This is a genomic window from Bacillus cereus group sp. BfR-BA-01382 (assembly GCF_022663475.1).
Taxonomy (GTDB): domain Bacteria; phylum Bacillota; class Bacilli; order Bacillales; family Bacillaceae_G; genus Bacillus_A; species Bacillus_A thuringiensis_S.
Map to the genome: position 1 here is coordinate 13,142 of NZ_JAKUFQ010000078.1, position 14,595 is coordinate 27,736.

The window sequence follows — 14,595 nt, forward strand, 5'->3', positions numbered from 1 at the left end:
ATTCTAAAAAGAGTGTTTGAAGAAAAAATGAATCGTACAATTGTAATAAAAAACTTTACACTGAATTAGAAATAGAGAAAGGAGAAATCGGAATGCCAGGACCTTTACTATTGTCGGTTATTATTTTGTCTTTTTTAATGATAGGAATAACGCAGTATTTTCATCATACAGATACGACAGAAGAAGTGAAGGATAAAGTACGTCTCGTATTTCCGATTTTTATAATATCTATTTCATTCTGTATTTTATTAAATAAAGATGGGTACATTGTCGCAGTGTTCTCATTTTTCGTCGCAATCGTTTTAATTACCGTTCTATATTATGTAATGAAAGACTTTATACAAAAATAAAGATGTCACAATAGACATTTTTATTTTGGGGAAAATATAAAATTTCACATACCGTATTTTATATAAAATACATAAAACATATAACAATAGAAAAGTGTGTACTTTGCTGTGTATGTACTTGTCAATCTTGCATAGCCACTATACTATTAAAATGTAGAGATTATAAAAAGGGGTTGTATCTATCATGAAATTTGAGATGCACACAAAAATTATTTCAAATGAAAAAGAAGTAAGATTACATATTGAAGAAAATATATTTCAATTAATATTGGATGGTTATCACTTATTTACAATTCAAGAAATATTGCCTTTATATAAATCAAATGAAGAAAGAATTGGAAGTGCAACGATATTGAAGCTAGAGTGGGAGAACGGAAAAACTACAATAAACTATCAACTCGTTTCACTAAAATCAGTAAATTAAAAGGAGTAGAAAAATATGAAGTTATTTCATACAGCGGATTGGCATTTAGGTAAGCTTGTTCATGGCGTGTATATGACTGAAGACCAAAAGATTGTATTAGATCAGTTTGTACAGGCGGTTGAAGAAGAAAAACCAGATGCCGTAATTATTGCAGGGGATTTATATGACCGAGCAATTCCACCTACAGAAGCAGTAGACTTATTAAATGATGTGCTGCAAAAAATAGTTATTGAATTACAAACACCAGTTATTGCAGTAGCTGGTAATCATGATAGTCCGGATCGTATCCATTTTGGAAGTGGTTTAATGAAAAAACAGGGATTACATATTGTAGGTCAATTTCAATTCCCGTATGAACCTGTCGTACTAAATGATGAATATGGAGAGGTTCACTTCCATCTAATACCGTATGCAGACCCAAGCATAGTTAGACACGTGTTGAAAAATGAAGACGTACGTTCTCATGATGATGCGATGCGCATTTTTATGAATGAGCTCTCTGAAACGATGGATAAAGAAGCTAGACATGTATTTGTTGGACATGCATTTATAACTTCTTCAGGAGAAGCGGAGGAGAATACAAGTGATGCAGAACGACCACTTTCAATTGGTGGTGCTGAATATGTAAATAGTCATTATTTTGATAAGTTTCATTACACAGCGCTTGGACATTTACATCAAGCGCATTTTGTACGTAATGAGACGATTCGATATTCTGGTTCACCACTTGCCTATTCTATTTCTGAAGAGAAACATAAAAAAGGTTATTACATTGTAGAAATGAATGAAACCGGTGAAGTAGCAATTGAAAAAAGGTTACTTTTACCACGTCGTAAAATGCGAACAGTAGAAGCGAAAATAGATGAATTATTACAGCACCCAGTAAGTGAAGATTACGTATTTGTAAAATTATTAGACGGAAATCCTGTCTTACAGCCAATGGAGAAAATACGATCTGTATATCCAAATGCAATGCACGTTGAAAGAGCGATGCAACGGCGAGAACTCACAGATACAAATGAAGTAACTGTTTCAAGACATAAAACGGATGATTTATCTCTTTTAAAGGCTTTCTATAAAGAAATGAAAGGGTTAGATTTATCAGAAGAGAAAGAACGCCTATTTATAGATGTATTACAAACAGTGCAAGAACGGGAAGGTGAACGAGGATGAGACCGATTCAGCTTATTATGACAGCATTCGGGCCATATAAACAGAAAGAAGTAATCGATTTTGAAGATCTTGGAGAACATCGTATTTTCGCTATTTCTGGGAATACGGGAGCTGGAAAAACAACGATTTTTGATGCGATTTGTTATGTATTATATGGTGAGGCTAGTGGAGAAGAACGTAGTGATACGAGCATGCTTCGAAGTCAATTTGCTGATGATAATGTTTATACAAGTGTTGAACTAACCTTTCAGTTAAAAGGGAAACGCTATGAAATAAAACGACAACTTGGACATAAAAAACAAGGGAATAAGACTATTACAGGACATGCAGTAGAATTATATGAAGTTATTGATGGAGAAAACGTTCCAGCCGTCGATCGTTTTCATGTAACAGACGTAAACAAAAAAATGGAAGATTTAATTGGGTTAAGTAAACATCAATTTAGCCAAATTGTTATGTTACCCCAAGGGGAATTCCGAAAACTATTAACATCTGAGACGGAAAACAAAGAAGAGATTTTACGTCGTATTTTTAAAACGGATCGTTATAAATTAATGCGTGAGTTACTTGATCAAAAGAGAAAACAATGGAAAGACGTCTTGCAAGAAAAACAAAAAGAGAGAGAGCTCTATTTCCGTAATGTTTTTAAATTACCAATCCGTGATGGAGCATTATTAGAGACATTAGTGGCACAAGAACATGTAAATACGCATCAAGTAGTAGAAGCGTTAGAACAAGAAACAACCGTGTATAAGGCAGAGGTTGAGCAATTACAAGTAGAACAAGATGTTCAAACGAAGCAATTAAAGGATGCAGAAACACGTTTTCATGCAGCAAAATCTGTAAATGAGAAATTTATAGATTTACAACAAAAGAATGAGAAATATAACACTTTACAAGAGAACCGTGCAGCAATTGAAGGGAAAGAAAAATCCTTTAAACGTGCGGAACAAGCAAAACGCTTATTACCATTTGAACAATGGTATGAAGAAGCGATGCAAAATGAGCAGAAAGCTGAAAGTTTGTTAAAACAGATAATCGTCAAACAAGAACAGATAATGAATAGTTTTGAGCTTGCTCAGGAGAAGTATGAAGTAGTAAAGAATAAAGAACTTGAACGAGAAGAGGCTAAAAAACTTGTTCAAAGATTAGAAGAGTTACAAGCGATCATTGAATCATTAGCTGAGAGAAAGCTGAATTTACAAAATGCCGAAATTCAAATAGGGAAATTAAAAGAAAGTATGCAAAAGTTGGATCAACAACTAGAAGAGCATACAAGTCAAAAACAGGGAATGTCTGATGAATTGCAGCAATTAGAACAAGCACTTGAGCAATATGTAGCTAAAGTAGAAGAACTAACCAATATGCGAGAAGATGCAAAAGTTTTAAAGCAAGCATATGATGTTTGGCAAGAAAAACAAAAATTTGAGCAAGAAAAAGAAGCGGCAAATAATAAAATGCAAGTGGCAGTTCGTGCGTATGAAAACATGGAGCGCCGCTGGTTAAGTGAACAAGCTGGTATACTAGCTCTTCATTTACATGATGGTGAATCTTGTCCGGTATGTGGTAGTACGAATCACCCACAAAAAGCTACAGAGCAAAGTAATGCGATCGATGAAAAAGAGTTAAACGATTTAAGAGATAAGAAGAACATTGCTGAAAAATTAAATGTGCAAGTAGAGGAGAAATGGAATTTTTATCGACTACAATATGAACAAGTGATAGAAGAAGTTGTGAAGCGCGGCTACAACTCGGAAAAATTAGCTGAAACATATAGTGCACTTGTTCAAAAAGGAAAACAATTAGCAGCAAACGTGAATACGTTAAAAGCAAGTGAAGAAACACGTAAGCAGATTGCTGTGAACATGAAAAGCGTAGAAGAAAAAATAGAAGAACTTCAGAAACAAAAACGGGAAGTAGAAACAATGCAGCACCGTACAGAAATGGAGTGCATGCAACTTCGTACGTCATATGAACATGATAAACGAAATATTCCAGAAAACTTACAAACAGTACAAGCTTGGAAAGCACAGTTGGACCAAGCTATGCAGGAACTTAGGTTAATGGAGGACGAATGGAAGAAAGTGCAGGAAGCGTATCAGCATTGGCAAAATGAAAATATACGTATTCAAGCTGAACAGAAAGGTGCTTCTAATCAATTTGAAAGTGCAAAATTGAAGAAAGAAGAAACTTTCGCACGCTTTATGAAAGAGCTAGAACAAAGCGGGTTTACAGATCAATTCACGTATAAAGAAGCCAAATTAAGCGATGCCCAGATGGAGATGTTACAAAAAGAAATTCAAGGTTATTATTCATCTCTCGAAGTGCTTGCAAAACAAATTGAAGAGTTAAAATCAGAATTAAAATATAAAGAGTATATGGATATTACATCTTTAGGTGAACACATAAAAGAACTAGAAATTAATCTCGATATAATTAAAGAAAAACGTCAACGTGCGCAAAATGCGGTAACATATATTTCTGATTTACATGAAAACATTAGACGTATTGACGAACAAATTCACGATGAAGAGAAAGCTTTCCAAGAACTTGTTGATCTATATGAAGTAATGAAAGGTGATAACGAAAGTCGTATATCATTTGAACGTTACATCCTAATTGAGTATTTAGAACAAATTGTTCAAATCGCAAACGAACGACTACGTAAATTATCAAATGGACAATTTTATTTAAAACGAAGTGAGCGAGTTGAAAAGAGAAACCGTCAAAGTGGATTAGGATTAGATGTGTACGATGCATACACTGGTCAAACACGTGATGTAAAAACATTATCTGGCGGAGAGAAATTTAACGCATCACTTTGCTTAGCGCTAGGAATGGCAGATGTAATTCAAGCATATGAAGGTGGTATTTCCATCGAAACGATGTTCATCGATGAAGGGTTCGGTTCATTAGATGAAGAATCATTAACGAAAGCAGTAGATGCCTTAATTGACTTACAAAAATCAGGCCGATTTATCGGTGTCATTTCACACGTACAAGAGCTGAAAAACGCAATGCCGGCTGTATTAGAAGTAACGAAGCAGAAGGATGGGTGTAGTCAGACTAGGTTTGTGGTGAAGTAAGCCTAGAAAATGGAGTAGGGAACCTACCGATACTTTTAGTGTCATATGTATGAATAATAAAACGTCGTCTCTTCATTGGAGACGACGTTTTATTTTATAAAATATCTATGAATTATCTGTAGAAGGCGGCGTATTCTCTAAACGATTATAAGTTTTAAAGGCTGAAATTGCCGAGATAACTCCGCCTACTAAAAATAAAGCGGATCCTCCAACTAAGATGATACGACTGACATATGTTTCCCGTGCTTCTTCGACTTCTTCTTGTAACGCTGTAGGCATATGAATTCCCCTTTATAAAAGTTGTTTTATAAATAGTATATACAAACGCCTAAAATGTGTTAAAATAACTGATGATTTTATGCAGTGGGTAATTAGATGAGTAGGATGCGAGTGGCTAAATAAATCTTCATCACAAATTTATGCGAACTTCACATAGAGCACATATTAACATTGTATTATGTATATGTACCAAATAAATAAATAAAGTGAATGTAAGTTCTGTTTTTAAAAATTTAAAATCCTTTTATTTCTATATGAAAGTTTTAATCAAGGGTTTTAAAAAATTTGGAAATAGATCTTATGAATATGGAATTCATATAAAAGGGGAATGTCTTATGACAACATATACGAGTGAAATGAGAAAAACTTTAGTTTCAGAAGAAGATGTAGATATTTTAAAAATTATGGCGCATCCAATCCGCCTGCAAATTGTAAATGAATTAAGTACGAGAAAAACTTGTAATGTAACACAATTAACAGAGTTACTGAATATTCCGCAATCTACTGTTTCACAACATTTATCAAAAATGAAGGGTAAAGTGTTACGAGCAGAGAGAAGAGGTTTAGAAATTTATTATCATATTAACAATTTAAAAGCGAGTAAGATTGTTAATGTTTTAGGGTATATAAACTAGTGAAATATTTTTATATAAAATGGCCCCTGCTGTTGAGCAGGGGCTATTTTGTGTTGTTTTATGTATTTGTATTTAAAACTTTATAGTTTTTATGATTTACAATTGTTCGATCAAATTCAAAAGTACCACCGCTTACATTTGTAATTTCAACTAAGACCGATTCAGTATAAAGTTTTAGTACAGATCCTGTAATCTTTAAATTGTTTCGTTGAAAAAGTATAGTATCCCCTACGTTTGCTTTCATAGTACCTCCTTAAAGACAGAAATATTTTTTATTATATATATTAAACCACGGATAGATATATTAGTGAATATTTAGTTTTATTTATTGGAAAAAAATTTGTGATTTTATAAAAAATAAGGTACATCGAAGTATAAAAATTTTTTCTACTTGTAAAGGGAAATTTTAATTTAGCAATTGTATAACATGAGACATAATTTTTATAAAAGAAGATGATAAAACAGTTGTAAGTTGTATTGAAGCTAAACATTATAAAAGCTACTTATGTATTTAATCAGTAGTTTTTTGTATTTCGTCCTTCGTTTTCTGTAACTGATTCCATGTTTTTGACGCTCTATCTTGTAAGTGCTTACATAGGCGGAAACATCTTATACAATGAAGGTGTTAAATCAAAAGAGGTGACCAAAATGAACATAAAAAAAGTAAATTTAGCGAATAGCATTGAAATAGAAAGAGGAGGCGGAAAGGTATGAAAAAATCAACTGTTAATCCATGGTTTGTTGTTCTTGGCACAGTTATAGTACAGATGGGGCTTGGAACGATATATACATGGAGTTTATTCAATCAGCCTTTAGTTAGTAAATATGGTTGGAGTCTTAACGCTGTTGCGATAACTTTCTCAATTACTAGTCTTTCTTTAGCATTTTCAACTTTATTTGCGAGTAAATTGCAAGAAAAATGGGGACTTCGTAAACTTATTATGATAGTTGGATTAGCATTAGGACTAGGATTAATACTTAGTTCACAAGCGTCCTCATTAATATTGCTTTATGTACTAGCAGGAGTTGTTGTAGGTTATGCAGATGGTACAGCATATATCACTTCACTATCAAATTTAATAAAGTGGTTTCCGGAGCGTAAAGGTTTAATTGCTGGTATTTCTGTCTCTGCATATGGTTCAGGTAGCTTAATTTTTAAATATGTTAATGCACAGTTGATTGAATCAGTTGGTGTATCGCAAGCATTTATATACTGGGGTTTAATTGTTACAGCTATGATTGTAATTGGTGCTTGTTTAATCCATCAAGCCGCAGATCAAGGAGCAGTTCATGAAACAAAAACTAAGGAATACACAACGAAAGAAATGTTAGGCACAAAACAAGTATACTTATTATTTATAATGTTATTTACATCATGTATGAGTGGCTTATACTTAATTGGTATGGTAAAAGACATTGGTGTTCAACTTGTGGGACTTAGCGCAGCAACAGCAGCTAATGCGGTGGCTATGGTTGCAATCTTTAATACATTAGGTCGTATTATTTTAGGACCGTTATCGGATAAAATTGGTCGTTTAAAAATCGTTACTGGTACTTTTGTTGTTATGGCGAGTTCAGTTTTAGTTCTAAGTTTTGTAGATTTAAATTATGGTATTTACTTCGTATGTGTAGCAAGTGTAGCGTTTTGCTTTGGTGGAAATATCACTATTTTCCCAGCTATTGTTGGTGATTTCTTCGGTATGAAAAACCATAGTAAGAACTATGGAATTGTGTATCAAGGATTTGGATTTGGGGCGCTTGCAGGTTCCTTTATCGGTGCACTTCTGGGTGGATTCAAACCAACATTCATGGTGATTGGTGTATTATGTGTCGTGTCATTCATTATCGCAATTTTAATTCAAGCACCTAAACATAAAAAAGAACAAGAAGAAGAGTATCGCAGCGTAGCATAAGTATATAAATCTTCTATAACACTATGATTACGAAAAAGCATCCTATTCTATTAATTAGGATGCTTTTTTTATGAGTTATTTTAACAAGGTTAAATTACTTTTTGGATTTTTATAGATGTAAAAGTGAGTGAAGTACTTATTTGGATTATATTGGAATATAATAAATTAATACATCGCATTCGAAATATATATCAAATCTTAAATAACAAAGAAGACATTCATTAGTATTTGCAAGATTTGTTTTCAGAAAAATATTGAGAAAATATATACTTGAGTTTTTCATAAAGCGTTGTTAATGAACGTAGCTCTAGTTTATCTTCTTCAATTTTAAAAAGAGGAGTTTGAATTTTATTTATAATATAAGTACTTTTAATGCGTTTACATATGATTTTATTAAGAAACATTAAAATACTTTATCTGAAAAATAAAAAAAGATTGACAAGTTTATTGAGAAACATTATCATTTCGGTGTAAGATAGTAAATGAAAAACATTATCAATAAAATAGATTTTAAAGTAATGCGCACTTGACCAATTAGTTTAGTAAGTGTATTATTTTTTACAACGCTGATGATAATGAAAATCAATATCATTATTATTGGTGTTACTTAATGAAATTAATGTTTATGTGAAAGGATAGAGAAAATGAACTTAGGGGAATTTGATGGGAAAACAGTTTTAGTAACAGGTGCAGCACAAGGCATAGGCAGTGTCGTTGCCAAAATGTTTTTAGAAAGAGGAGCCACAGTTATTGCGGTTGATCAAAATGAAGAGGGGTTAAATGTACTCTTAAATCAAAATGAATTAAATAAAACACGTATGAAAACGTTTCGTTTAGATGTGAGTGATAGCACTGCTGTTGAAGACATTGTAAATCATATTGCAAATGAAATAGCGCCAATAGATATTTTAGTAAACGTTGCAGGGGTTTTACGTATGGGAGCAATTCATTCGTTAAGTGATGAAGATTGGAATAAAACATTCTCTGTAAATACTACAGGGGTTTTCAATATGTCCCGAGCGGTAAGTAAAAATATGATGTTAAGAAAATCAGGGGCAATTGTTACAGTCGGTTCAAATGCGGCAAATACGCCGAGAATGGAGATGGCTGCGTATGCTGCGTCAAAGGCTGCAACAACGATGTTTATGAAGTGTTTAGGATTAGAGCTTGCAGCATACAATATACGCTGCAACTTAGTTTCTCCAGGTTCTACTGAAACTGAGATGCAAAGATTACTATGGGCTGATGAGAATGGAGCTAAAAATATAATTGCTGGTTCTCAAAATACATATAGACTCGGAATTCCATTACAAAAAATTGCACAACCTTCAGAAGTTGCTGAAGCAGTGTTATTTTTAGCTTCAGATAGAGCAAGTCATATTACAATGCACAATTTATGTGTCGATGGCGGTGCTACGTTAGGAGTTTAATAAAAAATCAGGAGGTTATTATATTATGAGTGAACATACAGCTGTAAAGGAATTGTCAGAAAAACTTTTAGAAGATTATAAGACTGAATCTTCGTTCTTTTTTGCTTCACCAACTCGAACGATATTAGCAGAAGGAGAGTTTACTACAGTAAAGCATCGTGAAATTGAAAGTTTCCCAGAGCTTGTGCAAGCGACATTAAGTAATGCGAAACAAGCTGGAAATCCAAATCCTATTGTTATGGGTGCTTTGCCATTTGATCGTAGAAAAGAAGTCCAACTTATCGTACCAGAATATAGTAGAATTTCTGAGCGTTTACAATTGGATACAACCAATCAGCTTGAAACAAATGAGAACGTAACATTTGAAATGACGCCAGTACCAGAACCTGAAGTTTATATGAATGGTGTGAAGCAAGGAATTAAAAAAATACAGGACGGTGATTTGAAGAAAATCGTTCTATCTAGATCGTTAGATGTTAAATCTTCCGAAAAGATTGATAAGCAAAAACTTCTGCGAGAATTAGCAGAGCATAATAAGCATGGTTATACATTTGCTGTGAATTTACCGAAAGGTGAAAAAGAGAACAGTAAGACGCTAATTGGAGCAAGCCCTGAATTACTTGTTTCACGTAATGGTATGCAAGTTATTTCTAACCCGTTAGCTGGTTCGAGGCCACGTAGTGAGGACCCAGTAGAAGATGAAAGAAGAGCAGAGGAATTACTTTCTTCTCCAAAAGATTTACATGAACATGCGGTAGTAGTTGAAGCGGTTGCCGCTGCACTTCGTCCGTATTGTCATACATTACATGTTCCAGAAAAGCCATCAGTTATTCATAGTGAAGCGATGTGGCATTTGTCTACAGAAGTGAAAGGTGAACTTAAGGATCCAAATACTTCTTCTTTACAATTAGCAATTGCCCTTCATCCTACGCCAGCAGTTTGCGGAACTCCGATGGAAAAGGCAAGAGAGGCTATACAGTATATTGAGCCATTTGACCGCGAGTTCTTTACAGGAATGCTAGGATGGAGCGATTTAAATGGAGATGGAGAATGGATTGTTACAATTCGTTGTGCTGAAGTACAAGAAAATACACTTCGTTTATATGCAGGAGCTGGAGTTGTTGCTGAGTCAAAACCAGAAGATGAGTTAGCAGAAACATCAGCTAAGTTCCAAACAATGTTAAAAGCTTTAGGATTAAGAGATAGTTCACTTAATGAAAAATAGGGGGAAGAAAGAATGCTAGTAGGTTATAGGGAATGGCCAAAAGAATTTGCCGATCGTTATCGAGAAGAAGGGTGTTGGCTTGGTGAAACATTTGGAGGAGTGTTAAGAGAGCGAGCTGAGAAATATGGAGATCAAATCGCGGTTGTAAGCGGTAAGACGCATGTAACGTACAGTGAACTTGATAAAAAGGTAGATCGTTTAGCAGCAGGTTTACTGAATTTAGGAATAAAGAAAGAGGACAGAGTTGTAATCCAGTTACCTAACATTATCGAGTTTTTCGAAATATGTTTTGCACTATTTCGAATTGGAGCGCTTCCTGTCTTTGCACTGCCTTCACATCGAAGTAGTGAAATTAGTTATTTTTGTGAGTTTGGTGAGGCGAGCGCTTACGTTATTTCAGATAAGGCCCTCGGTTTTGATTATCGAAAACTAGCAAGAGAAGTGAAAGAGAAAGTGCCAACTTTACAACATGTAATTGTAGTGGGAGAAGAGGAAGAGTTTGTGAACATAAATGATCTGTATATGGATCCTATCTCATTGCCAGAAGTTCAGCCGAGTGATGTTGCATTTCTCCAATTATCAGGAGGGACAACAGGTCTTTCTAAATTAATTCCTAGAACACATGATGACTATATTTATAGTTTACGTGTTAGCGCTGAAATTTGTAATTTGAATGCAGAAAGCGTCTATATGACAGTTCTTCCAGTAGCACACAATTATCCAATGAGTTCTCCAGGAACATTTGGAACTTTCTATGCGGGTGGAAAAGTGGTATTGGCAACTGGTGGTAGCCCAGATGAGGCATTTGCTCTTATCGAAGAAGAAAAAGTTACAATTACAGCGCTCGTTCCGCCATTAGCAATGATTTGGCTTGATGCTGCATCTTCTCGTAATGCCGATTTATCGAGCCTAGAGGTTATTCAAGTAGGTGGTGCTAAGTTTAGTGCTGAGGTTGCAAAACGTATACGCCCTACATTTGGATGTACGTTACAGCAAGTATTCGGTATGGCGGAAGGATTAGTGAACTATACAAGATTAGACGATCCGGAAGAAATTATTATTCATACACAAGGTAGACCAATGTCTGCACACGATGAAGTACGAGTTGTTGATGAAAATGACAACGATGTAAAACCTGGCGAAGTAGGTAGTTTATTAACACGAGGTCCATATACAATTCGTGGTTACTATAAAGCCGAAGAGCATAATGCACGATCATTTACAAAGGATGGATTTTATCGCACAGGAGATCTTGTAAAAGTAAATGAACAAGGATACATCATTGTAGAAGGAAGAGATAAAGATCAAATTAACCGTGGTGGTGAGAAAGTTGCTGCGGAAGAAGTTGAAAATCATCTATTAGCACACGATGCGGTTCATGACGTAGCAATTGTATCTATGCCTGACGATTATTTAGGTGAACGCACCTGTGCTTTTGTTATAGCTCGCGGACAAGTTCCAACTGTAAGTGAATTAAAAATGTTTTTAAGAGAACGTGGTATAGCGGCTTATAAAATTCCAGATCGAATTGAATTTATTGAATCATTCCCGCAAACAGGAGTCGGAAAAGTCAGCAAAAAAGAACTACGTAAAGTCATTGCTGAAAAACTTATTACAGTAAAACAATAATAAAAACCGGAAGGAAGTGATTAGATGGCTATCCCATCTATTTCAGTATATAAAATGCCAATTGAATCAGAACTACCAAAAAATAAAGTGAATTGGACACCAGATCCGAAACGTGCAGTACTTTTAATTCATGACATGCAAGAATATTTTCTTGATGCATATAGCGATAAAGAATCACCAAAAGTAGAACTTATTTCAAATATTAAAATGATAAGAGAAAAATGTAAGGAACTTGGTATACCAGTTGTTTATACAGCACAACCTGGTGGGCAAACGTTAGAACAACGAGGTTTATTACAAGACTTTTGGGGTGACGGTATTCCTGCTGGACCGGATAAAAAGAAAATTGTTGATGAACTTACTCCTGATGAAGATGATATATTCCTAACAAAATGGAGATATAGTGCATTTAAAAAGACAAATCTATTAGAAATTTTAAATGAACGAGGAAGAGATCAACTTATTATTTGCGGTATTTATGCGCATATTGGCTGTCTTTTAACAGCTTGTGAAGCATTTATGGATGGTATAGAGCCCTTCTTTGTAGCAGATGCAGTTGCTGATTTTTCACTAGAGCATCATAAACAAGCATTGGAGTATGCATCTAATAGATGTGCAGTAACGACATCAACAAACCTACTGTTAAACGATTTGCAAAGTGTAAAAGGTGATGAGAGTGAAGGAATCACTATACAGGAAGTGCATGAACTAGTTGCACAACTACTTCGTGAGCCAATAGAAAGTATTGATTTTGATGAGGACTTATTAAATAGAGGACTTGATTCGGTCAGAATTATGAGTTTAGTAGAGAAGTGGCGTCGTGAAGGGAAAGAAATCACTTTTGCAGATTTAGCAGAACATCCAACTGTTGCAGGTTGGTACAGTTTACTATCTTCACAAACAGCACAGGTGCTGTAACAAATAGACTACATAATAAAGGGGTAGTAAAGAATGCCTAACAGTCAAAAGATTCGTCATTCGTTATCATCTGCGCAGTCTGGTATGTGGTTTGCGCAACAATTAGATCCGCTTAACCCAATTTATAATACTGGGGAATATGTAGAAATAAACGGAAATATTCATCAAGAAATTTTCGAATTAGCTGTACGTAAAGTTGTAATAGAAGCAGAAGCACTTCATGTTCGCTTCGAAGAGGATGAAATTGGCCCATGGCAAGTTATTGAAGAATCACAGTTTTATATGCATTTTATTGACGTTCGTAAAGAAGAAAACCCTGAAGAAGCTGCTAAAGTATGGATGAAAAATGATTTATCTATGCCCGTCGATTTGAAAAAAGATATTTTATTTACGGAAGCACTTATTCAAGTTGAAAATAATCGTTTCTTTTGGTATCAGCGCATCCATCACATTGTGATGGATGGCTATGGATTTTCACTTCTTAGCCAAAAGGTAGCGAATGAGTATACATCACTTATAGAAGAAACAAACAAGAATGAAAAGCCATTTGGTTCTCTTACAAAAGTTGTACAAGAAGATATTGAGTATCGTGAGTCTAAACAATTTCAGGAAGATCGTACTTTTTGGTTAGAAAAGTTTGCTGATGAACCAGAAGTTGTAAGCTTGGCAGAACGAGCACCGAGAACATCAAATGGATTTTCACGAGAAACAGCTTATTTATCTAGTTCTAGCACGAAAACTTTACTAGAAGATATCAATATTTCGTTAACAAGTTGGCCGGAATTCATTGTCGCTGTAACAAGTATTTATATGCATAAATTAACAGGTGAGAATGATATTGTTTTAGGTTTACCGATGATGGGGCGTCTAGGTTCTGTATCTATTCATACACCAAGTATGGTAATGAATTTAGTACCACTGCGTCTCACTGTAACTCCAAATATAACTCTTGCGGAATTATTGCAGCAAGTTTCTAAAGAAATCCGAGATGTACGTCGTCATCATAAATACCGTCACGAGGAATTAAGAAGAGACTTAAAGTTACTAGGTGAAAATCAAAGGTTGTTTGGACCGTTAGTGAATGTTATGCCTTTTGATTACGGGCTTAATTTTGCTGGAAATCGTGGTATTACGCATAACTTATCAGCAGGACCTGTAGATGATTTATCGATAAATGTATATAAACGTTTTGATCAAAATGAGCTAATGATTCATTTTGATGCGAATCCCGAAGTATATAATGGCGCGGAGCTAGCATTGCATAAAGAAAGATTTATGAATCTATTTGAATTAGTAATAAAGAATTATGAGAAAAACGAGTCGATTGGAAAAATAAATATTACTCTGCCTGAAGAAAATCATAAGGTTTTATTGGAATGGAATGAAACGAAGGAAGATGATGAGTTAATCAGTCTACCTATATCATTTGAAAAACAAGTGCAAAAAAATCCAAATAAACTAGCGATTACTTGTGACGGTATAAACCTTACGTATAAAGAGCTAAATGAACGAGCGAATGAACTAGCACATTAT

At 34.5% G+C, this 14,595-nt stretch carries 13 protein-coding genes; 11 read left to right on the forward strand and 2 right to left on the reverse strand.

What is annotated here, in order from left to right:
* Positions 1-92 precede the first annotated feature (92 nt).
* The 4 genes from MR160_RS24280 to MR160_RS24295 all read left to right on the forward strand — a co-directional run bounded on the left by MR160_RS24280 (position 93) and on the right by MR160_RS24295 (position 5,033).
* Complete coding sequence (locus MR160_RS24280) at positions 93-350, forward strand: hypothetical protein (protein WP_001119404.1); 258 nt, start codon at positions 93-95, stop codon at positions 348-350.
* A gap of 184 nt (positions 351-534) precedes the next feature.
* Complete coding sequence (locus MR160_RS24285; RefSeq protein ID WP_000667344.1) at positions 535-774, forward strand: DUF2584 family protein; 240 nt, start codon at positions 535-537, stop codon at positions 772-774.
* 15 nt (positions 775-789) lie between these two features.
* A complete protein-coding gene (locus tag MR160_RS24290) occupies positions 790-1,947 on the forward strand; it encodes an exonuclease SbcCD subunit D (RefSeq protein WP_242298221.1) in 1,158 nt (385 codons plus the stop codon).
* Entirely contained in the window at positions 1,944-5,033 is a 3,090-nt protein-coding gene (locus MR160_RS24295; protein ID WP_017763123.1) for an AAA family ATPase, read from the forward strand. The genes MR160_RS24290 and MR160_RS24295 overlap by 4 nt, the downstream gene beginning before the upstream one ends.
* A gap of 105 nt (positions 5,034-5,138) precedes the next feature.
* Here the strand turns inward: MR160_RS24295 and MR160_RS24300 are convergent, their stop codons facing one another.
* Complete coding sequence (locus MR160_RS24300; protein ID WP_001141667.1) at positions 5,139-5,312, reverse strand: hypothetical protein; 174 nt, start codon at positions 5,310-5,312, stop codon at positions 5,139-5,141.
* Positions 5,313-5,647: 335 nt separating this feature from the next.
* Here MR160_RS24300 and MR160_RS24305 point away from each other — a divergent pair, with 335 nt between their 5' ends.
* Positions 5,648-5,947, forward strand: a complete 300-nt coding sequence (locus MR160_RS24305) for an ArsR/SmtB family transcription factor (protein ID WP_000214801.1) — start codon at positions 5,648-5,650, stop codon at positions 5,945-5,947.
* A 58-nt stretch (positions 5,948-6,005) separates the two neighbouring features.
* Here MR160_RS24305 and MR160_RS24310 read toward each other — a convergent pair whose 3' ends face one another.
* A complete protein-coding gene (locus MR160_RS24310) occupies positions 6,006-6,191 on the reverse strand; it encodes a YkvS family protein (RefSeq protein WP_000646793.1) in 186 nt (61 codons plus the stop codon).
* A gap of 466 nt (positions 6,192-6,657) precedes the next feature.
* On the opposite strand from MR160_RS24310, the gene MR160_RS24315 reads away from it, so the two are divergent.
* From MR160_RS24315 to MR160_RS24340, 6 genes are all read left to right on the forward strand, one after another.
* Positions 6,658-7,860 (forward strand): L-lactate MFS transporter, encoded by a 1,203-nt coding sequence (locus tag MR160_RS24315; RefSeq protein ID WP_242298223.1) that lies wholly within the window; start codon positions 6,658-6,660, stop codon positions 7,858-7,860.
* 644 nt (positions 7,861-8,504) lie between these two features.
* A complete protein-coding gene (gene dhbA / locus MR160_RS24320) occupies positions 8,505-9,290 on the forward strand; it encodes a 2,3-dihydro-2,3-dihydroxybenzoate dehydrogenase (protein WP_001048427.1) in 786 nt (261 codons plus the stop codon).
* 25 nt (positions 9,291-9,315) lie between these two features.
* The gene (gene dhbC, locus MR160_RS24325; protein ID WP_001289295.1) at positions 9,316-10,515 is read left to right on the forward strand and encodes an isochorismate synthase DhbC; all 1,200 of its coding nucleotides are present in this window, start codon (positions 9,316-9,318) and stop codon (positions 10,513-10,515) included.
* Between the two features lie 12 nt (positions 10,516-10,527).
* Complete coding sequence (locus tag MR160_RS24330) at positions 10,528-12,144, forward strand: (2,3-dihydroxybenzoyl)adenylate synthase (protein WP_000960110.1); 1,617 nt, start codon at positions 10,528-10,530, stop codon at positions 12,142-12,144.
* A 24-nt stretch (positions 12,145-12,168) separates the two neighbouring features.
* Positions 12,169-13,062: an isochorismatase family protein gene (locus MR160_RS24335; protein WP_001007264.1), complete on the forward strand. Its 894-nt coding sequence runs from the start codon at positions 12,169-12,171 to the stop codon at positions 13,060-13,062.
* A gap of 33 nt (positions 13,063-13,095) precedes the next feature.
* Positions 13,096-14,595, forward strand: a 1,500-nt coding sequence (locus tag MR160_RS24340; protein WP_242298227.1) for a condensation domain-containing protein, incomplete at its 3' end; no start/stop codon positions are given.